The following is a 20,683-nucleotide window of genomic DNA, read 5'->3' as shown; positions in this document are numbered from 1 at the left end:
GTGTATTGAGGTGATTAGCAGCCCAACCGAGCTACCCTTGGGCGTAGCCGATCGCCTCAACCATTCCTACTACTGGGTCCCATTTATTTTGATCGGTAATGGCTTGTAGAGCAGACGGATCTGGTTCTGCGCCCGCTACACTACAAACTATAGCGTCAGATGCATCAGGGCTGAGGTTCGCGCAACGACAGCGTCTCAAGCGCCTGCGCCGTTTAGGTCACGCTGACATTCCGGCAGTATGGAACAACGCCAACCTGCGAGGGCAGTTTAATGCACAATCCATTTCCGGGCATGAACCCCTATCTAGAACAACCAGGGTTGTGGCCACAGGTACACAATCGCCTGATTGTAGCGATCGCCGATGACATTACCCCCCAGGTCGCCCCCAAGTATCGCGTTTCGATCGAAGAGCGGGTCTACGCCAGCACCGAAGCCATGCCGCTGCTTGGCATTGCCGACGTAGCGGTTACGCGCCGTTCTGCCGCAGCAGCAGCTACAACAACTGCTGTGCAAGAGATCGTGCCCAGGCAGGTGCAGGTGCCGTTGCCCATAGAGGTGACAGAGCGCTTTTTAGCCGTGCGGCTGGTGCAGACTAATGAGGTGGTGTGCGTAATCGAGATCTTGTCTCCGGCCAATAAGCGATCGGGCGATGGCCGCCGGGCCTATGAGACGAAGCGCCAAAGGATTTTGGGTTCTGCTACCAACCTGGTGGAAATTGATCTGCTGCGCGGCGGTGCGGGTATGGCCGTGACAGAGCCGCACCAAAAGACCTACAGCATTTTGGTCAGCGCCAGTGGCGATCGCCCTAATGCTGAACTCTACGAGTTTGATCTGGCGGATGCGATCCCGAGTTTCCCAGTGCCGTTGCGGCCCGATGATGCAGTTCCAGCAGTGAACTTGCAGCGGCTGTTGAACGAGGTTTATACCCGCGCTCGGTTTGATCTGGCGATCGATTACCATCAACCGCTCCAGCCCGTGCTATCGAACGAGGAGACCGCCTGGGTGCAGAGTCTGGTGGCCGCTGGGGAGCAATAGTGGTTTGGCTGATCTGGGGTGACTGGTTGGCGGGTGGCACAGGGCTACCTTGGAGGGGAAGGCTTGCGGGGAAGGGAAGTTTTTCTAAACTTGTTCCAGCAACGTTTTGGATCAGGAGTTTTCACTGTGAGTCATGCCATGCCGACCACCGCCCCAGAGGTCATGCCCGTGCAGATTATTGGCGCGGGTCCCGGCGACCCCGAATTGATTACCATCCGGGGGCAGAAGCACCTGGCGGCAGCGGATGTGGTTTTCTACACCGGTTCCCTGGTGCCGGAACAGATGCTGCAACATTGCCGCCCCTCGGCGGAATGTATCGACACCCGGTCCCATACCCTAGAAAACTGGCTGCCCTTGCTCCAGGAGCGCGTCCAGCAAGGCAAGCGGGTGGTTCGCCTACAGGATGGCGATCCCTGCCTCTATGGGGCACTCCATGAGCTAATGGCCTTTTTGCTGAAACAACAGATTGCCTTTGAGATTGTGCCAGGGGTCAGTGCCTTTCAACTGGCCGCCGCTCGCCTCCAGGTGGAGTTGACGGTGCCCCAGCTCGTCCAGAGTATTATTCTCACCCGGGTCCAGGGGCGAACTGACGTGCCGGGGAATGAGGATCTGGCCTCCCTAGCGGCTCACCGGGCCTCCCTCTGCCTCTATCTCAGTGCCCGCCACGCCAGCGATGCCCAGGCTAAACTCCTGGCCCATTATCCGCCGGATACCCCGGTGGCCCTCTGCTACCGCCTGGGCTGGCCCGACGAACAAATTCACCTGGGACGGCTGGACAGCATGGCGGCCATCACCCGCGAAACCGGCCATGACCGCACGGTTCTGTATGTGGTTAGTCCGGCCCTGGCGGCCCAATCTGAGGCGCGATCGCAGCTCTACAGTCCTGGTCACAGTCACCTCTTTCGCCCCGCCTCACCCCAGGCCCGCTGCCGGTAAGGCCCTATGCTCTGGCTTATTGGTGGCACTAGCGAAAGTCGCACCATCGCCCAGCATCTCAGCCAGCAGGGATGCCGGTGGGTGGCCACGGTGGTGACGCCATCGGCGGCGAGGCTGTACCAGGGCTTGCCAGGGCAGGTGCAGGTGGGGGCCTTGGATGCCGGGAGCATTCAAGGCCTGATTGCTCAGTATGGCATTCACGCCATCGTCGATGCCTCCCATCCCTTTGCCACCCAGATTTCCAGGCAGGCCATGGCCACCGGGCTACCCTACCTGCGGTTTGAGCGTCCGGCGTATCCCCTGGAGCCCCCCGCCGAGTCGTTGCCAGATTTAGACGCGCTATTTCAGCCCCAGTATCTGGAAAATCGCACGGTTCTACTGACTCTGGGGGTTAAAGCCCTGGCTCGATTTTGTCCCTGGCAGCAGCGGGCCTGCCTCTGGGCCAGAATTTTGCCCACCGCCCAGGCCCAGGCCATCCAGGCCGGATTTGCGCCAGACCGGTTAATCTGCGATCGCCCTGGCACCGATATCGCCGCAGAAACAGCCCTGTGGCAACGGTTACAGGTAGATACGGTGGTCACCAAAGCCAGCGGGGCACCAGGGGGGATGCCCGTGAAGTTAGCGGTGGCTCAAGCCTTGGGGGTGCGTCTACTGGTGATCGCCCGTCCGAGGCTGGCGTATCCACGGCTCACCCATGATTTGGAGGGGGTCATGGGGTTTTGTCTCCAGCACCGGGGATAACGGCCCTCCATCTCTCTCAAAATGGGCGTCGCTTGCTTCCCGAAGGGTGGGGGAGACCAGACAACGCTTTCCGGCTCCCCTTCCTCCCGTTCTGGGAGGAAGGGGCTGGGGGATGGAGGAAAAGCCCTGTCAACAAGGGTCTCAGGACTGATGTGTATCTAGTAGCCCGCCATGGGAAAGAGCTTTAGGGGGAGGGCAACCCTCGGATGTTGTATTAATTGGACTACTCTTAAAGCAACGGTAAGAGGAGGATCAATGGCCCGATCAGGGTATACACTGCCCGTCTTTGCGGTCGCTGCGGCCAAAGCCGCCTTGACCCATTTGCTGGCCCAGCGATCGGCTCTGGCCTCGAAAGCCGATATCGACGGGGCACAGGGCAGGGCGGCTCCATTGTCCTCGCCAGAGGTGCAGGCCAGGGTCCACCTGGACCCTGGGGAAGCCCAGATCCCCATCCAGCAGGTGGCCACCCTTGACCCGACGACGGCCCTGGCTATCTGTCTCAGCGACCCTGGGGACAATCTAGATGTGACCCGCAATACCCCCGTTTGGGCCTGGGTACAGCTGGTGGAGTTTCCCCTGGACCCGCCGACGGCGGTAGAGGCCGAAAGCCTCACCCTGATTCTAGAAGCGGGGGAGGGCCTGGGGCGCACCGCCGCCGGAGAACCCGCCTTTTACACCTATGCCCGCCAGCTCTTTGATATCAATGTCCGTCCCCTAATTCCCGCCCAGCACCAAGCCACAGTCCGCATCATTCTGCCGGAGGGGGTCCGACTCGCCCAACAAACCTCCAATGCCGCCTTTGGCATTCTCGACGGTCTGGCCCTGCTGGGAACCAACGGCATTTCTCAGCCCCACTCGGCCACCGACCAGCTAGACGACTACCGCGCTGTCCTGCAAACGGCTGTCCAGACCACGTCCCATCTCGTATTTTGCATTGGGCACAATGGTCAGCGAACGGCTCAGCGCCTGGGCATTGCTGACGACCACATTGTCCAGACCGGCAACTGGCTGGGGGCCATGCTGGTGGAAGCAGGGTTGCGGGGGGCCGAGTCGGTGCTGTTGCTGGGCTACCAGGGGAAGTTGATTAAGCTGGCGGGGGGCATTTTCAATACATCCAGCCACGTGGCCGATGGCAAACTCGCCATTCTGGCGGCGGCCCTGGCCCAGGTGGAGATCAATTCAGCCGGGGAAGCGACGGATGCCCCAGCCCAGCGTCTCTCGCTGATGCAGGCGGTTCTAGATGCCCCCACCGCTGATGCGGCCCATCAACGGTTGATCGCGGCTAATCTGGCTGATCCTGTCTTTACCCGGTTAGCCCGCCAGGTGAGTGACCGGGCCGCGGCGTATATCCGCAAATATGCCGCCGTGTCGGTCAAGGTAGAAACGATCCTCTGCGATCGCCAGGGCCATGTGATTGGGCAGACTGTTCCCTTGCCGCCCTATTTGTTAGGGCAGGCTAAATAGGCCAGGGCATTGATGATGGCGGCAGCCACAGCAGAGCCTCCCTTGCGGCCTCGGACCTGAATCTGGGGAACATCCACCGCCGCCAGCGCCTGCTTAGCCTCTTCCACCGCCACAAACCCGACCGGCACGCCCACCACCAGGGCCGGTTGCACTTGTCCTAACCGAATTTGCTCCACCAGGGCCAGTAATGCCGTGGGGGCATTGCCAACCACAAAAATGCCGGTGGCATAGTGCTGGGTCAGGGCCAGCATGCCAGCCGCCGTCCGGGTGGTGGCCAATTTTGACCCCTGGGTTTCTAGGGTAGGATCGTCGCCGGGGACAAAATCTAAGGCACAGGGAATCTGGTCATAGCCCAAGGCCTTCAGGGTGCTGGCGATGCCCATTGCTACCATCCGCACATCAACCATCACCGGCAGCCGCTGCTGCAGGGCCATTATCCCAGCGTCAACCGCCCCGGGGCTGAACTCGAATAAGTCCAGTAGCTCAAAGTCAGCCGTGGCATGGATGGCCCGCCGAATCACGACATAGTCCTGGGGAGGCCGGGAGTGGGGGCCAATTTCTTGGTCGATGATGGCAAAGCTTTCAGCGGTAATGGGATGGAGGTTCATAGGATTTGGGCCAGGCTGGTAAGAAGGCGGTCGTTTTCGTCCGGCAGACGCACGGCAAGGCGGACGTAGCCCTCCCCCAGTTCCGGGAAACTCAGGCAGTCTCGAATCAGAATCTGGTGGGATTGGAGTAAGGCCCGTTGCAGTTGGGAACCGGGCATTTCGGTATTGACCAGGAGAAAGTTGGCGGCACCGGGGAGGGGGATGAGGCCAGGGAGGGCCTGCAAACCGGCGATCAGGGATTGGCGGCTGGGGGGCAGCCAGGCCCAGGTTTGCTGTTGAAAGGTGTGATCCTGGAGGGCCGCGATCGCCGCCGCTTCGGCCAGGGTATTCACCGGCCAGGGATCCCGCCATCGTTGCCAGCGGTGCAGGTACCGGGGATGGCCAATGGCATAGCCCAGGCGCAGACCAGGGAGGCTGTAGAACTTGGTGAGCGATCGCAGCACGATCAGATTAGGCCAATCCAGCACCAGGTCCAAGACGCTTTGCTGCTGATCGGGGGGCAGAAAATCCATAAAGGCTTCATCCACCACCACCAGGGCAAACCGTTCCAGGTAGGGCAACAAGTCGTCCCGGGGCATCAGGGTGCCCGTGGGGTTGTGGGGATTGTTAAGCAGCAGCCCACAGGCGGAGGTCTGGGGTGAGACGGGTATCGGTGCCACCAGGTTCGGTGGGCCAGCGGCCAAATCTATCGGGCAGGGGGTTACATGGCCATCAAAGGCCGAGAGAGCCCGGTGGTAATCGGCAAAGGCCGGGGTGACCAGATAGGTGGTGTCCAGCTGCGCTAGTTCCCGACCGATCCAGGTTAGAAGCTCTGCGGCCCCATTGCCGGGCAAAATCCAGTCCATGGGCAGCCCGTGAACCTCACTGAGGGATTGACGCAGGCGATCGTAGCCGGGATCGGGGTAGGCCTGAAGGTGGTTGAGGGAGGTGGCCAGGGCCGCCATGACGGACGGGGGTGGCCCCAACGGATTAATGCTGGCGGAAAAGTCCAGAATTGCTTCCGGTGGGCAATGGGCATATTGGGCCGCCCAACGGCGGTTACCGCCATGGGTGGGACGGTTTGATGCAGGGTGAGGGCAATCAGCGGGATCAGGAAGCTTCACTATGGTTTGGCAGGATGGTTTGGCAGGATCTCCGTAACACCTGCCTAGGGTTCAGGCAATCGGATCATGACGGGAGCTGTAACCTGGGTTCACGGTTTACGGTATGCGGTTCACGGCCAGCCGTATACCCTAAACCGTAGACCTTGCACCGCACCCGTCACTTCTGGCTTGACAGACTATTTAGTATAGCTGCAACGCTTTCCAGAGCCCCCACCCGCAAACACTCACCCCCAGCCATAACAAGAAACTGAGTCTGTTCAGCTCCAAGGCCGCCCGCACCACCTCAGGGGTAATGGGACGAACCGGATCACCCATCAACGGTTTGACCTTAACGACTCCCCTGTAGACGTTGGTGCCCCCCACCTGCACCCCCAGGCTAGCGGCATAGGCACATTCGCTCCAACCCGAGTTGGGGCTGGGGTCAGCCACGGCATCTCGGCGGCAGCGCTTAATCACCCGCCCAGGGTGCCCCGACAGCAGCGCCAGGGTCAGCACCGTCAGGCGACAGGGCAGCCAGGTTAACCCATCCTCCACCTTGGCACTACACCAGCCAATGTGGGTGTAGGGGGCTTCCCGATAGCCAACCATCGAGTCGAGGGTGCTGGCGGCTTTATAGGCCAGGGCCAGGGGGGCACTTCCCAGGGGGGTGGCGGCCCCGACTAAGGCGTAGAATAACGGTCCCATGATCCCATCGACGCTATTTTCCGCCACGGTTTCAAAGACCGCCCTGAGGATGTCTGGCTCCTGCAAATTCTGGGTATCGCGACCCACATAGCGACTCAGCCGCTGGCGAGCTGCTGGCACATCCCCCGCCCCCAGGGGCGCAAGCACATCTTCGGCGGCATCCCGCAGGCTGCGCCCGGCCAGGCAGGAGGCCAGCAAGATGATCTCCAATCCCAGGCCCAACCCGGGATGGAGCCCACGGGCCAGGGTGATTAGGCCCCAGCCGACCGCGGCACTGCCGACCACCAGCAAGATGGTCAGCAGGATGCCAGCCCCCGTCAGCCCTATTGCCGAAGCGGTTGCCGACTTTGTAGCCTGAAACATCAGGTCAGTGTACTGGCGAATCAGCCAGCCCATCCCCTGCACCGGATGGGGCCAGTGCCAGGGGTCACCCACCCAAAAGTCGAGCCCCGCCGCCCCCATCAGCACGATGGCGGCATAGCTGTCTGTCAACTCGGTCATATCAACTCAGATCACACCATGAAATCCATAGTATGAAAGCACTCGCGGTTTTAGGCACATCGTCCAATGCTGGCAAAAGCTGGCTGGTCACGGCCCTGGGGGCTTGGCTGCGGCGGCAGGGGATCAGGGTCGCTCCGTTTAAGGCCCAGAATATGTCCAACAATTCCTACGTCACCCTGGAGGGCGGGGAAATTGGCCGAGCCCAGGCGGTGCAGGCGGCGGCCTGTGGGGTGCGCCCCATTGTCCAGCACAACCCGGTTCTGTTGAAACCCTCGGGCAACGGCACCTCTCAGCTAGTGTTGCTAGGGGAGCCGCAGCAACACATTAAGGCGGGAGACTACTATCGCCATATTGAGCAGATCTGGCCGGTGGTGGCCCAGACCCTGGACGATTGGCGCGATCGCTGTGATGTCCTGTTGATGGAGGGGGCAGGCAGCCCCGTCGAGCTAAATTTGATGCACCGAGACATTGTCAACCTGCGCCCCGTTGACTATCTCCAGGGGCGCTGGCTACTGGTGGGCGACATCGAGCGGGGGGGCATTTTTGCCCAAATCATCGGCACCCACACCCTAATCCCCGACCCGGTTAAACCCCTGGGGCTAGGGTTCATCGTCAATAAGTTTCGGGGAGATTTGCGGTTATTTGCCACCGCTGGCCAGCACTTTGCCCAACATCTGCCAGATTTTCCGTACCTGGGCACCTTACCCTATGCTCCCACCCTGCAGCCCGAAAGCGAAGACAGCCTGTGTCAAGTCGCTGAAGAGACGGGCCGCGGGGCGAAGTTTGCCTGGATTCGCTTTCCCCATCTGTCGAACTCCCAGGACAGCCAACCCTGGCAACTGGATAGCGGCATTCGCACCTGCTGGGTCACCACGGCAGACGCGCTGGTCGATGCCCGGGCGATTATTCTACCCGGCAGTAAGAATACCCTGGCGGATCTGCAGTGGCTGCGGCAGACGGGCCTGGCCGAGGCGATTCAACGGGCGGCTCAGCGGGGGGTGCCCATCGTTGGCATTTGCGGCGGATACCAGATGTTGGGTCAACGGCTGTCTGACCCGGAGGGCCATGCTGGCCTGGCCGGAGACCTGCCGGGATTGGGGCTGTTGCCCATCACCACACAATTCGTCCCTGGTAAGGAGGTGCGTCAGGTCACAGCGATGGCGGGGGGCGAAACCTGGCAGGCCTATGAGATTCACATGGGCCAGACCCACCGGCTGACCCCAGAACCCAGCCCCACCCCTCCACCAGGGGGCTCAGCCCCCCTAAAACCCCTGGTGGAGGTCGATAGTCATGGGCAGCGACGCCCAGAAGGCCTGCAGTCTAGCTCTCCCCAGGGCGCGGTCTGGGGCACCTATCTCCACGGTTTGTTTGAGGCAACGGCCCTGCGCCAAAACCTAGCCCGCCTGGCCCAGGTGCCCGATTATCAACCGGGGACAACGCCCTGGCCAGTCCATCAATCGCAGCTATACGATCAGATGGCCATTATGCTGGAGCAGTATTGTGACCTGACCCCGATTCGCGCCTGGCTCGGCCTAGGCTGAACAGGTTGAGCGACGGACTCCCCCACTCAGTCCAGGTGGGGTTCAGGGTGATAGGATGACTCGCACTGTTCGAGGGGAATCAGTTAACTGCGCTATGCATCGCCTTGCCGCCACCCCCGGGGGGTGGAGCCCAGACACCGACGGGGTGATCATTCTGGAGCAAACCCCCGCCCCCATCGTTGTTCTCACCGCTGCCGACACGGAAATTCAAACCCTGGCGGCCAGTCTGTCGCTGCTACCCGCCGAATTTCCAGCCCTACGGGTGGCTAGCCTGCTGCAGTTGCAGCAGGAACTGAGCATCGACGCCTATATCGAGTCGGTGCTGAGCCAAGCCAAGGTCGTGGTCGTGCGGCTGTTGGGAGGCCGCAGCTACTGGAGCTATGGCCTGGAACGCCTGCGGGAAATCGCTGAATTCCAGGGCATCCACCTGGTGGTGATCCCTGGCGATGATCGCCCGGATCCCACCTTGACCAGCCTCAGCACCGTGCCCCTAGCGATCGCCGATCGCCTCTGGCACTACTTCGTCGAAGGCGGGGCCGACAACTTGAGCTATGGCCTCCAGTACCTGGCGCATACCTTGCTGGATGCGCCCTATCACCCGCCTCTGCCCCAACCGATTCCCCAATGGGGGGACTATCGGTTCCCAGGCAAGCGTCAGGATCGCCAGGCCCAGACGCCTGGCACCCACCCGACCGTCGCCATCTTCTTCTACCGCGCCCATTACCTGGCCGGCAATACCCGGGTGATTGATGCCCTCTGCGAAGCCTTGCAGTCCCGTGGCCTCACCCCTCGCCCCCTGTTCATCCCCTCCCTGCGCGATGGGGAGATCCAGGCCCAGTTGCTGAAGAAACTAGGGGGAGATGCGGCCCTTGATCTGATTCTCAACACCACCGGCTTCTCCCTGGCCAAACTCAATAGCGAGACTCCCCAGGTCGGCTTCTGGCAGCGGCTGGATGTCCCTGTGTTGCAGGTGATTCTGAGCGGCGGCAGCGAAGCGCAATGGCAGACCCAGTGGCGGGGACTTTCCCCCCGCGATATCGCCATGAATGTGGCCCTACCGGAAGTGGACGGGCGGATCATTAGTCGGGCGGTATCCTTCAAGGCGGTGCAGGCCCAACATCCTCAGCTGGAAACGGCGGTCATGGCCTACGAGCCCAAGGCCGACCGGGTTGATTTCGTCGCCGACCTGGCCGCCAATTGGGTTCACCTGCGGCGGACGGCACCGCCCCAGCGCCGGGTGGCGCTGATTTTGGCTAACTATCCCAACAAAGATGGTCGCCTGGCCAATGGGGTGGGCCTGGATACCCCCGCCAGTTGTCTGGCCATTTTGCAGGCCATGCAGCGGGCCGGGTATACGCTCACCCCTGAGGGGGACGCTGGCCCAGGGCTACCGACAACGACGAAGGAGCTGATGGCCTGGTTAACCCGGGGCGTCACCAACGATCCAGAGGGACAAAACTCCCGCCCGGTTCCCCAGGCCCTAGGGGCACAGGACTACCACCACTACTTCCAGCGGTTCCCTGCAGCCGTCCAGCAGAGTGTCATTGAGCGCTGGGGGGAGGTTGATCCGATCGCCGATATCCCAATTCCAGGGGTGCAGCTGGGCAACATTTTTGTGGGGATTCAACCGTCGCGAGGGTATGACCAGGATCCGTCCCTCAACTACCATGCCCCCGATTTAGAACCGACCCATGCTTACCTGGGGTTTTATGCCTGGTTGCGCCATCGGTGGGGGGCGCAGGCGATCGTCCATGTGGGTAAACATGGCAATCTGGAATGGCTACCGGGCAAGAGCCTGGCTCTGTCGGAGCAGTGTTGTCCGGAGGTGGCCCTGGGGCCAATGCCCCATCTGTATCCGTTTATTGTCAACGATCCGGGGGAAGGAGCCCAGGCTAAGCGGCGGGCCCAGGCGGTGATTCTAGACCATCTGACGCCCCCCCTGACCCGGGCCGAACTCTATGGTCCCCTGCTGCAGTTGGAAGCCTTGATCGATGAATACTACGATGCCGAAGTACTGGACGCGAAACGGCTGCCCGTGATCCGCGATCGCATCTGTGCCCTGGTCGTCCAGGAAAACCTGAATCAGGATCTCAGCCTGCTGCCGGGGCTAGGGCCGATCCTGCCTCGGTTGCAGCTGGCCCAGGATGGTCAGCCCAGCCGATCGCTGGTGGAGCCGTCCATCGATGCCAATGCCTTCAACGAATTTCTCACTCGCACGGATGGCTATCTCTGTGAACTGAAAGAAGCTCAAATTCGAGACGGGTTACATATTTTGGGGCAATGTCCCCAGGGCAGGCTGTTGCGAGACTTGATGGTGGCGATCGCCCGTCAGCCCGGTTCTGGTCATCAGGGGTTGACCCGGGCCATCGCCGAAGACTGGGGCTGGGACTGGCACTTTGACCCCCTGACAGCGGATTTAGGCACCCTCGTGAGCGGGTTGGAGATGCCGGATACGCTACTGCAGCCCCACGAGTTACCCAATCTCACGCTACACACCCTGGGCGATGCCGTGGCCGTCTTAGAACACCAGGCCGCCTGTCTGGTAGAGCAGGTGATCAGCGGCCAGGACGATAATCTGGCCATGGAGGCCAAAACCGCCCCCAAAACCGCAACAGAACTCACCTGGATTCGGCAGTGGCTACTGCCCAGGTTAGCCCAAACCTCCCAGGAAATTGACCACCTGCTCCATGGCCTGGATGGCGGCTATGTCCCCAGTGGCGCGGCCGGTGCGCCCACTCGGGGACGGGCCGATGTGCTTCCCACCGGGCGTAATTTTTACAGCGTGGACATTCGCGGCCTGCCCACCGAAAGTGCCTGGGATGTGGGGCGGAGGGCCGCCGAGACCCTGGTAGAGCACTATGTTCAAGCCGAGGGGGAATATCCAACCACCCTGGGACTCTCCATGTGGGGAACCGCCACCATGCGCACCGGCGGAGACGACATGGCCGAAGCCCTGGCCCTACTGGGGGTGCGCCCCGTGTGGGATGGGGTGGGTCGTCGGGTCTTAGATTTTGAGATCCTGCCCCTATCGGTGCTGCAACGGCCCCGGGTTGATGTCATGCTACGCATTTCAGGGTTCTTTCGGGATGCGTTTCCCAACCTGATTGATCTGTTCAATGGGGCGGTGGAGGCCGTGGCGGCCCTGGATGAACCAGCGGCGATGAATCCCCTGGCGGCTCAGGTGAAACAAGAATCGCAGCACTGGCAGGCTGTCGGGTTCAATCCTGAGGAGGCCGCCACCCGTGCCCACTACCGCATCTTTGGATCTAAACCGGGAGCCTATGGGGCCGGGCTGCAGGGGTTAATTGAAGCCCAAAACTGGACGGACGACCGGGACCTGGCCCAGGCTTACATCAACTGGAGTTGCTATGCCTATGGACGATCTACCCAGGTTGGGACTGGGGAGTCGGCAGATCCGGCCAGCCAGGAGGCCCCAGAGGGCTCACCGGAGGGCTCACCGGAGGGCTCAAGGCAGAAGCTGCGTTCAAGCGCTGTGCCGGACGTTTTCCAACAACGGCTCGGCCAGCTGCAAATTGTCCTGCACAATCAGGACAATCGAGAACACGACCTGCTGGACTCAGATGATTACTACCAGTTTCACGGGGGCCTGGTGGCAGCGGTGCGGGCTACCCAGGGCAAGAATCCCAAGGCTTACTTCGGTGATCATTCCCGGCCCCAACGGCCTCGCATTCGCTCTTTGTCCGAAGAAATCAGCCGAGTCTACCGTTCCCGCGTGGTCAACCCCAAGTGGATTGCCGGGGTGATGCGCCATGGCTACAAAGGCGTCTTTGAAATGGCCGCAACCGTGGACTACCTGTTTGCCTACGATGCCACCACCCACAGCGTGGCGGATTTTATGTATGCTGGCGTTGCCGAGGCTTACATCCTGGATCCTGAGGTGCAGAAATTTGTTCAAGCCCATAACCCCTGGGCCTTGCGGGACATGTCGGAACGGCTGCTGGAAGCGCACCAGCGGGGGCTGTGGCAGGCGGTTTCGCCCGACCTGCTGGATCAACTTAGGGCAACCCTGTTAGAAGCGGAAGCTCACATTGAGGAAACACTATGACAAATCAGACCATCACCCCAGAAGAAAAGGACCGGCTGCAAAAGATCAAAGCGGCCAAGGACCAGGCCCGGGCTGAGCGCCAGGGGAATGAAAAGGGCCTGTACCTCCTCTTTACCGGCCTGGGGAAAGGTAAAACCAGTGGCGCGATGAATCTGGTGTATCGCCATTTGGCCCACGACCTGCCGGTGGCCGTGGTCCAATTGGTGAAAAACGACAGTGCCTATCCCGATGGCGATCGCATCATGCTGGAAAAGCTCAAAGCCCAGGGATTTCCCGTCAGCATTGATACCCTGGGGGGAGGGTTCACCTGGGAAACCCAGGACCCCGACCAGGACAAGCGCATGGCAGAACAGGCCTGGCAGAAGGCCGAAACGCTGATTGCCGATCCCAACATTTCCCTGGTGGTGCTGGATGAATTGCACATTGCCCTGAAAAAAGCCCGTCTGGACCTAGCCCCCATCCTGGCCGGGATTCAGTCCCGTCCATTCCACTGCCATGTCGCCAGCACTGGCCGCTATGCGCCCCCGGAATTGATTGAAATTGCTGATTTAGTTACAGAAATGACCCGCATCAAACACCCGATCAGTGCAGGCATTCCGGCCCAGATGGGGATTGAGTATTAGGGCAAGCGCTGGGCGGGCAAACGTCACATCTCGTTAACGGGGGTTATTGTGCCAGGGGACCTTGCCTACACTGGGGAAAGTCCTTCATCTTACAGACTGCCCCCTATGGCGTTGTCCCATTTAGAGTCCAAGTTTTTACTGCGCTTACTAGAGCATGCTCCCCAGTATCGCAGCCCAATTAGTAAAATCAAACCCAACGCTAACACGCCAGCCTCAGAGCAGGACAAAGCCTGCAAGAACCTCTGTAGCCAGGGGTTGGTCGATTACGAAGAAGAGATTTCTCACTACAGCATTACCGCCGCTGGCAAATCGCTGCTAAGCCTCGACACCAGCACCCTGCCAGTCACCCCCGATGAGCGCCATCTGGTCCAGGTCGCCGCTACCCAGGTGGCCACCCCAGGCATGGCCAAGAAGGTCCCGGCCAATGCTCGCCAACGGCTGCTGCGGCAGCTTGTCGATCGCGGCCTGGTCAAGGTTAACAAAACCCAAATTAAACAGGTCTGGCTCACCGCCCAGGGCAAGGCGTTTCTCTGCCACGAATTTACCCCCGCAGGGAATGCCACCTTTACGAAGTCCATGGTTGGCACCTATGTCACGTTTCTGCGGCAATCCTTAGGGACGACCCAGGGCACTGATGCCCCCAGCCCAGGGAAGCCGCTGACTGAGGCTGCCCAGGTCACCCCAGAGACGGTTCTAGCCATGATCCAACAGTTGGATAAACAACTGGGCACCGACAACTATTTACCCATTTTTCATCTGCGCGACCAGCTACAGCCCCCCCTCAGCCGGGAAGACTTAGATCAGCAGCTATATGCCCTGGAACGTAGCGATCGCATTGAGTTGGGTACCCTGCAAGATGTAGCTGCCTACAGTGAAGTGCAGCTAAATGCTGGCATTCCCCAGGATATTGGAGGCCCCCTATTTTTCATTAGTGTGCTCCAGTGATGTAAGACCGTTGAACCCTCGGTAGACGCTTGTGACTTCTCTTCAACAACTGATTCAGCGCAATCTCAATCCGTTTGATGCCAGTACCTTCAAACCGGGTAATTTCTGGCAAGAAAACCAGGACCCCAACCAGGAGGTTGAGGGAATTCATTGGGCAGTGCTACAAACCATTGAGAAAACCCTCGATCAAGTGGCCAGCGATCGCCATACTCGCACCCTTTTACTAACCGGCGATTCAGGCTCTGGGAAAAGCTATTTGCTGGGCCGCCTCAAACGACAGCTCAATAGCAAGGCCTTCTTTGCCTACATCGGTCCATGGCCCGACAGCGATTACCTATGGCGGCATACCCTACGCAGTACGATTGATAGCTTGATCCATGCCCCAGAAGGTCAATCTGAATCACAACTGGTGCTTTGGCTGAAGGGGTTACCCAGTTTGCGCGATCGCACCTTCACCAAATGGATTTTGGGAGAACGGAGCATTTTTATCCGCGACTTAAGGGCCAGCTTTCCGGCAGGAATTTATCACGCCAAAGAGTTTTTTGGGGTTCTATATGACTTGGTCACCAATCCAGAGCTGCGGCCCTTGGCCTATGACTGGCTCAAAGGGGATGATTTAGATCAAGAGGATCTCAAGGCTTTGCGGGTGAAACGCTCCCTTGATTCCGAAGATGCCGCCCACCATATCTTGGGTAACTTTGGCCGTCTGGCGGCAGCGACCCAACCGATCGTGCTGTGCTTCGACAACCTGGATGGCATTCCCCGCCTCAGCGAGGACAAGCTCGACTTACAGAGCTTGTTCAATTTAAATTCAACTATTCATAACGACAACCTCAACAACTTTTTGGTGATCATTAGCATCATCACTAGCTCTTGGCGCCAAAACTGCTCGGCTATCCAACCGGCGGATCGAGCCCGCATTCACGAAATAGTTAAATTACACCCAATCAACCTGGAACAAGCCCAAGCACTCTGGGCTACCCGTCTTGCTCCCATCCATGCCCATGCTAAGCCAAAACCTGATAGTGCCATTGCTCCGTTATCGGCAGATTATCTCAATCACAAGTTCCCCCGAGGTAAAACCCTGCCCCGCAATACGCTAATGCTGGGGCAAATGCTGATTACCCACTTCAAGCAACATGGAGAGTTGCCCGATCTGACGACTCCGCCCCCTGATCAGCCGGTGCAACCCCCCGTTGATCCCCCCATCCAGGCCAACTTCAAAGTTACCTGGGAAAAGGAGTTTAAGCTGGCACAGCAACAAGTCACTCGGATTAGTCAATTTACTTCCCCCGAGCTAATTTGGCGACTGCGGCAGGTTTTAGAAGCCCTGCAGGTGCCCCAGGCTACGCCTCAGTTTTTAACCAGTAGTCGGTTTGCCTCCTATTCCCTTTCCCACCAGCAGCACTCCCGCACTGGCATTGTCTGGAGCGAAGATCGCAACATGAACACCTTTTACCATTTAATGAATGCCTGTCAAAAGCAGGTCAAGAAAAATACTTGCGATCGCCTGTATTTCATTCGAGCCGAAAAGCTCGGCAAACCAAAAAATAGAGGCCAACAAATCTATCAACAGGTTTTTCAGTCCCAGGCCGCCCGCCATCACCTTAAGCCCGATCTGCTATCGGTGCAGTACCTGGAGACTTACCACAAACTAGCCACCGCCGCCCAGGGGGGCGAACTGGTGATTGGCCAAACCACCCCTCACCTTAAGGATCTTCAGGCCTTTGTGCGGCAATCTAAGGTCTTGGAGTCATGCCCATTGCTGCAAGACCTACAGGTGGTAGCGGCCTCAGGCGACCCAAACCCTGGGGGAGGTGACGAGACAATAGAAGTAGACACATCAGCCATCGCCGACTATATCCTGAACATAGTGGCGACCCAGTCCCTGATTGGCCGCATGGTGTTGGTGCAGAATACCCAGAAACAGTTTCCCAAAACAGAGAAAGCTACGATTGATACGATGGTCAAAACCCTCTGCCAGCAAAACCGGATTCAGTTGCTTGATCCCAATGCCGATCCCGCTGGGCAATTGATTTGCTACGTGCCTCAATGACAACTTCCCTGAGTGTCACCAAAGTTCGCCTCGCCTTTGAGTGTCCCCGCTTACTGTATTTGGGGCACCACTTCAATGGCATGACTATGTTTTTGCCAGCGACAGGTGCCCTGGGGATTGGTAGCGCCTTCCACAAATTATCCGATCACTTTGTCCGCCATTTACGCACAGACGCCACCCTACCTGCCTTGTTTGAAGGAGAACCGGACCAGCTAGATACCGACGCGATCGCCCAAACCCTGCAGCAAACCCTCTACAAAGCTTGCTTTTTTCCCTATCTGCAAACCGCGATCGCCAAGGATGCTAGCAAAGCCCCAGCCCTGCATCACCTGTGGCAAGGGCTCCTGGGCTTAATCCAGCGCTGGGCGCGGTTGTTGGTCAGCAATCGCCACTATTGCGACGCCCAGGAGGTGCTACAAAAAACCTTTCTGGCCCAGGAACTCAAGGTTAAGCATACGTTCCCATTGCCCGATGGTACTGAGCAACTGGTGCAGGGCCAGTTCGACAGCCTGGTGTATGACTTTCAGCACCAGCGGCTGTGCGTCGTAGAATATAAAACCTACCAATCCCCCGAACCGTCCGCCCAGCTGGCCCAGGTAGCCCTCTACAGCTACATGCTGCAAAAGCAAATTGGCGTGCCCATCGACTCTGCGGTCTATAGCGTGCTGCCAGACTGGCAGGAGCAGGTCTATCCCTGGGCACAGCTGGAAGCCACCGTCCATCAGCTGATTCCCCCCAAGCTGATGCAAATCCGTGACTGGCTAGCCTGGCAGCCAGGGCAGGGGGAGCCACCGCCCAAAACCATTCAACCCTCCCTGTGCGACATCTGTCCCCAAAAGAAAAAGTGCCAGACCTATTTCCAGGAGTCTCTCCAGTCGGGTACTTCATCGCCAGCCCCCTCAGCGTCGCTTTCTCCCCCCACCATTGGGGGGCCGGGGGGGCCAATTTCCCCACCAACCAGTCCCCCATCGCCCGCTATCAGCCCTGACATTGAAGCGATCGCCCAGCACCTGGTCACCACCCTAGAGTCCTTTGGGGTAGGGGTTGACTTACAGGGGGTGGCCCTGGCTCCGGCCTTTTTACGGATCAAACTCAAACCCCAGCTAGGGGTGAAGGTCAGCGCCATCCTGCGCCTCACCGACGATCTGCGGGTACAAATGGGCCTCACCGCCCCGCCGATGATCGCCCCCCAGGCCGGTTATGTCAGCGTCGACCTACCCCGACCCGATCGCCAAAGTGCGTTGTTTGAGCACTACCTTACAGGCCAAACCTTGCCACCCACGGCCCCAGTGCATATTGCCCTGGGGGTGAATTTAGATGGCGATTTAGTCGAAGCCGATCTATCGGACCCTAATACCTGCCACTTTCTGGTGGGGGGCACCACGGGCAGCGGTAAGAGTGAATTCCTGCGATCGCTGCTGCTCAGCCTGCTGGCCCGCCACACCCCCGAGCACCTCAACATTGCCTTAGTCGATCCCAAACGGGTCACCTTCCCGGAGTTCGAAACCATTCCCTGGCTGCTAGAACCCATCGTTAAAGACACCGAAGGCGCGATCGCCCTGATGGAATCTCTAGTCAGCGAAATGGAACGACGCTACCAGCGGTTCGAGCAGAGTCGCTGCCCAGACCTCAGCCGCTACAACCAAAAAAGCAACCACCCCCTACCGCGCATTGTCTGCATCTTTGACGAATATGCCGACTTTATGGCCGAAAAAGACAGCCGTAATGCGATCGAGCACAGCATCAAACGCCTGGGGGCCATGGCCCGTGCCGCCGGAATTCACCTGGTGATTGCCACCCAGCGCCCCGAAGCCAGGGTCGTCACCCCTTTAATTCGCTCCAATTTGCCCGGACGGGTAGCCCTCAAAACCGCCAGCGATGCCGATTCCGCCATCATCCTGGGCGGCAAACAGGGGGATGCCGTCAACCTGCTCGGTAAAGGCGATCTGCTCTACCTCAAAGGGGCACAGTTGCTACGGCTCCAGAGCCTCTATGCCCCAGAAATTAAGTTGTGAGTATCAGCATCGCCCAGCCGAATAGGCCCGGCAAAACAAAACGCTAGCTCTTAGAATATCAGTAATTAGCTCGATCTTTTGCCATGAATATTGTTATCCCGGACGAAATTCTTCAAGCTTCGCAGCTCACACCAAATGAGTTTCAACAGGAAATTGCTCTGCTTCTGTTTCAAGCCGGTCGGTTAACGTTAGGCTACGCTAGCCAACTAGCTAATTTACCTCTGACTGAATTTCGGCAACTTCTCAAGCAGCGCAGTATTCCTCTTTACACCTACGATGTTGAGGATTTTGAACTAGACTTAGAAAATTTACGAGCATTGGGGCGGTTGTGATTGTTGTTAGCGATACTTCTGCGCTCACCAACCTGGCAGCCGTTAACCACCTGAAACTTCTAAATCAACTTTATGGACAGGTCTTTATCCCAGAGGCAGTGTATCGTGAGCTGACCGCTATCGTTCCACCAGCATCTGGAGCAGTTGAGGTTGACGCAAACAAATGGCTACAGGTCAAAATCGTTGCCAATCGGAGAGCTGTGGAACGTCTTCATAACGAAGCACGTCTGAATCCTGGTGAATCCGAAGCCATTGTGCTCGCACTTGAGTTAGGTGCTGACCTGTTGCTGATTGACGAACGCCGTGGGAGGACTGAAGCAAACCGTCTTGGGGTTAGAATCACTGGCTTGCTTGGTATTCTGATTGAAGCAAAACAAAAGGGACTCATAAATGCTGTGAAGCCCTTAATGGATAGATTGATTGCGACATCGGAATTTAGAGTGTCTTCGGCTCTATATGACCAGATTTTAACCATGGTAGGCGAAGTATGACAGCAGATTTTTGATAATCTGCCATCACACGCTTACTTAACTTGCCTCCCTCTGTGGCTGTCTACTCCAGCGGCGTAATCCGGCGGGTCATTACACTGATGTATTCACCATTGCGCCCGGTGGGGATAGGCTCGACCCAGGCGATACGCTCGCAGTAGCGCAGCAGCTCCATGCGATTGATCGCTTCGACCACAGCGGCATAGTCCCCCAGCAGGATGTGACAGAGGCGATCGGGCTGGTAGGTGGGCAACTTGAACTGAGTGGAGACCTTGAGGTCTCCAGGGTTAGGTTGATACATACGGGCTTCTCCGTTTTCGGTTTAGGAAAACGGGGAACGATCTAGCGGTCCCAAATGAAGGTAAAACAAGACGCTAGCTCTTAGAATGGCTCCTAAGGGCATCTCACTTACCTACGCTAAGAGGGATGTCTCAGGGGATTTGAGAGGCTGCCACCTCTCTCTTCCCCGCCTAGAAGTCATTCCCCGCCAGAATATCTTACGCCAAGTCCGCTGGGAGTTCAACCGTGTTAGGTAAGTGTTAACTATCAAACTCGCTAGACCCTATGATTCAAATAATTACCCTGGCTAAAATTGGGCGAATGGTAGAAACCAATGGGAAAGCGAAATCATCTGAAGACGATTCGCAGTTTACAGAAGTGTATTGACGAGCATCAAGAGAAGATCAGGTTGGAAAAACTGAGGGAACTTCCCAACTTGGGACTAATTCGTCATTGGGAGAAAGAGATTCGGGCATTTGAGAAAGGTATTCAACAAGCAAAAAAGCGGTTAGGGAGATAGTTATGCAATTAGGTACAAGGTCGCTAGCCATTCAAGATGAAACGCTTCGGGTACTGATCCGAGAGTTGGGAGATGAATGTGGTCGAGTTCTCGAACTGATTCATCAACTTCAACTGTCAGGCTTACAGGATGGCCAGAAAGCCAAAATTCTGGCTGAGTTGGCAGCGTCTACAGTTCACCTACATACGCATTGCGATGATGAATTTCAAACTTCCCTGGCCGATGAGCTAGAACAATTGTCGGATGAGTAATTTTACCAGGAATTTTATTGTGATTAAAAATTTTTTATATTTAAAAATAACCAGTCTCATAGGTATAGTTAGCTTGTTCGCTTGTAATAATGAAGTACCCCTTCAACAACAGCAATCTCTCCAAGAAAATGGTTCTGCCAATGAAGTATCGTCCGAACAGCTGCCGCCACAAGAAGACAGTTCTGTTACCGAGTTAAGCCAAAACTCGAATGATAATTTACTTTTCTATTGTCAGACAGAGAATGGAAAACGAATTGAACTTTATGATCTTGGCGACACTATTCGGTATTCCTTTGGCCCTGAAGATGATCCAGAAATTGTTTTAGATGTACCTCGCGATCAGGCTTCGACATATCAATGGGCAGGGGTGGGAAGGTCTATTTACTATTCCGTTGAAATTCCTAATGCCAATACTGTGGGAGCACTCCACAAGGCGGGACGTTAAGGGGTTAATTGTCGTGTATCAATAGATACTTGTAAAGAAAAGCTCTGCGG

General features: G+C 57.9%; 19 protein-coding genes. 15 read left to right on the top strand and 4 right to left on the bottom strand.

Annotated features, from left to right (window positions below; translation table 11 throughout):
* Positions 1-270 precede the first annotated feature (270 nt).
* From E1H13_RS15605 to cbiD, 4 genes are all read left to right on the top strand, one after another.
* Positions 271-1,035: a DUF4058 family protein gene (locus E1H13_RS15605; RefSeq protein WP_169614342.1), complete on the top strand. Its 765-nt coding sequence runs from the start codon at positions 271-273 to the stop codon at positions 1,033-1,035.
* A 138-nt stretch (positions 1,036-1,173) separates the two neighbouring features.
* On the top strand, positions 1,174-1,971 hold the full coding sequence (cobM, locus tag E1H13_RS15600) for a precorrin-4 C(11)-methyltransferase (protein ID WP_169614372.1): 798 nt from the start codon (positions 1,174-1,176) through the stop codon (positions 1,969-1,971).
* A 6-nt stretch (positions 1,972-1,977) separates the two neighbouring features.
* Positions 1,978-2,712, top strand: coding sequence for a cobalt-precorrin-6A reductase (locus tag E1H13_RS15595; RefSeq protein WP_169614341.1), 735 nt, complete (start codon positions 1,978-1,980; stop codon positions 2,710-2,712).
* Between the two features lie 255 nt (positions 2,713-2,967).
* Entirely contained in the window at positions 2,968-4,176 is a 1,209-nt protein-coding gene (gene cbiD, locus E1H13_RS15590) for a cobalt-precorrin-5B (C(1))-methyltransferase CbiD (protein ID WP_169614340.1), read from the top strand.
* On the opposite strand, the gene E1H13_RS15585 is transcribed toward cbiD, so the two are convergent.
* From E1H13_RS15585 to cbiB, 3 genes are all read right to left on the bottom strand, one after another.
* On the bottom strand, positions 4,152-4,784 hold the full coding sequence (locus E1H13_RS15585) for a precorrin-8X methylmutase (protein ID WP_169614339.1): 633 nt from the start codon (positions 4,782-4,784) through the stop codon (positions 4,152-4,154). The two genes, cbiD and E1H13_RS15585, sit on opposite strands and share 25 nt — an antisense overlap.
* Positions 4,781-5,887 carry a threonine-phosphate decarboxylase CobD gene (cobD, locus tag E1H13_RS15580; RefSeq protein WP_169614338.1) on the bottom strand — a complete coding sequence of 369 codons (1,107 nt, stop codon included), beginning with the start codon at positions 5,885-5,887 and terminating at the stop codon, positions 4,781-4,783. The genes E1H13_RS15585 and cobD overlap by 4 nt, the downstream gene beginning before the upstream one ends.
* Before the next feature lie 180 nt (positions 5,888-6,067).
* Positions 6,068-7,072 (bottom strand): adenosylcobinamide-phosphate synthase CbiB, encoded by a 1,005-nt coding sequence (cbiB, locus tag E1H13_RS15575; protein ID WP_206070562.1) that lies wholly within the window; start codon positions 7,070-7,072, stop codon positions 6,068-6,070.
* A 32-nt stretch (positions 7,073-7,104) separates the two neighbouring features.
* Here cbiB and E1H13_RS15570 point away from each other — a divergent pair, with 32 nt between their 5' ends.
* The 8 genes from E1H13_RS15570 (at position 7,105) to E1H13_RS15535 (ending at position 19,141) form a co-directional block, all read left to right on the top strand.
* Complete coding sequence (locus tag E1H13_RS15570) at positions 7,105-8,613, top strand: cobyric acid synthase (protein ID WP_169614337.1); 1,509 nt, start codon at positions 7,105-7,107, stop codon at positions 8,611-8,613.
* Between the two features lie 94 nt (positions 8,614-8,707).
* Positions 8,708-12,679: a cobaltochelatase subunit CobN gene (locus tag E1H13_RS15565; RefSeq protein ID WP_169614368.1), complete on the top strand. Its 3,972-nt coding sequence runs from the start codon at positions 8,708-8,710 to the stop codon at positions 12,677-12,679.
* Entirely contained in the window at positions 12,676-13,302 is a 627-nt protein-coding gene (locus E1H13_RS15560; protein WP_169614336.1) for a cob(I)yrinic acid a,c-diamide adenosyltransferase, read from the top strand. Before E1H13_RS15565 ends, E1H13_RS15560 begins: the two co-directional genes overlap by 4 nt.
* 105 nt (positions 13,303-13,407) lie before the next feature.
* Entirely contained in the window at positions 13,408-14,247 is an 840-nt protein-coding gene (locus E1H13_RS15555) for a hypothetical protein (protein ID WP_169614335.1), read from the top strand.
* Positions 14,248-14,278: 31 nt separating this feature from the next.
* On the top strand, positions 14,279-16,303 hold the full coding sequence (locus E1H13_RS15550) for an AAA family ATPase (protein ID WP_169614334.1): 2,025 nt from the start codon (positions 14,279-14,281) through the stop codon (positions 16,301-16,303).
* The gene (locus E1H13_RS15545) at positions 16,300-18,318 is read left to right on the top strand and encodes a DNA translocase FtsK (protein ID WP_169614333.1); all 2,019 of its coding nucleotides are present in this window, start codon (positions 16,300-16,302) and stop codon (positions 18,316-18,318) included. Before E1H13_RS15550 ends, E1H13_RS15545 begins: the two co-directional genes overlap by 4 nt.
* Before the next feature lie 83 nt (positions 18,319-18,401).
* A complete protein-coding gene (locus tag E1H13_RS15540) occupies positions 18,402-18,650 on the top strand; it encodes a UPF0175 family protein (protein WP_169614332.1) in 249 nt (82 codons plus the stop codon).
* Positions 18,647-19,141: a DUF3368 domain-containing protein gene (locus E1H13_RS15535; protein WP_169614331.1), complete on the top strand. Its 495-nt coding sequence runs from the start codon at positions 18,647-18,649 to the stop codon at positions 19,139-19,141. Before E1H13_RS15540 ends, E1H13_RS15535 begins: the two co-directional genes overlap by 4 nt.
* A gap of 61 nt (positions 19,142-19,202) precedes the next feature.
* Here the strand turns inward: E1H13_RS15535 and E1H13_RS15530 are convergent, their stop codons facing one another.
* Positions 19,203-19,439, bottom strand: a complete 237-nt coding sequence (locus E1H13_RS15530; RefSeq protein WP_169614330.1) for a hypothetical protein — start codon at positions 19,437-19,439, stop codon at positions 19,203-19,205.
* Between the two features lie 312 nt (positions 19,440-19,751).
* On the opposite strand from E1H13_RS15530, the gene E1H13_RS28020 reads away from it, so the two are divergent.
* From E1H13_RS28020 to E1H13_RS15515, 3 genes are read left to right on the top strand one after another with little or no spacing between them, the layout of a single operon-like run.
* Positions 19,752-19,937: a hypothetical protein gene (locus E1H13_RS28020; RefSeq protein WP_169614329.1), complete on the top strand. Its 186-nt coding sequence runs from the start codon at positions 19,752-19,754 to the stop codon at positions 19,935-19,937.
* Positions 19,938-19,939: 2 nt separating this feature from the next.
* Entirely contained in the window at positions 19,940-20,188 is a 249-nt protein-coding gene (locus tag E1H13_RS15520) for a hypothetical protein (RefSeq protein WP_169614328.1), read from the top strand.
* Positions 20,181-20,633 (top strand): hypothetical protein, encoded by a 453-nt coding sequence (locus E1H13_RS15515; RefSeq protein ID WP_169614327.1) that lies wholly within the window; start codon positions 20,181-20,183, stop codon positions 20,631-20,633. The genes E1H13_RS15520 and E1H13_RS15515 overlap by 8 nt, the downstream gene beginning before the upstream one ends.
* Positions 20,634-20,683: the final 50 nt, after the last annotated feature.

The sequence above is a fragment of the Nodosilinea sp. P-1105 genome (assembly GCF_012911975.1).
Classification (GTDB): Bacteria; Cyanobacteriota; Cyanobacteriia; order Phormidesmidales; family Phormidesmidaceae; genus Nodosilinea.
Note: the sequence above shows the minus strand (reverse complement) of the source record. Positions and strands in the feature narration are given on the sequence as shown.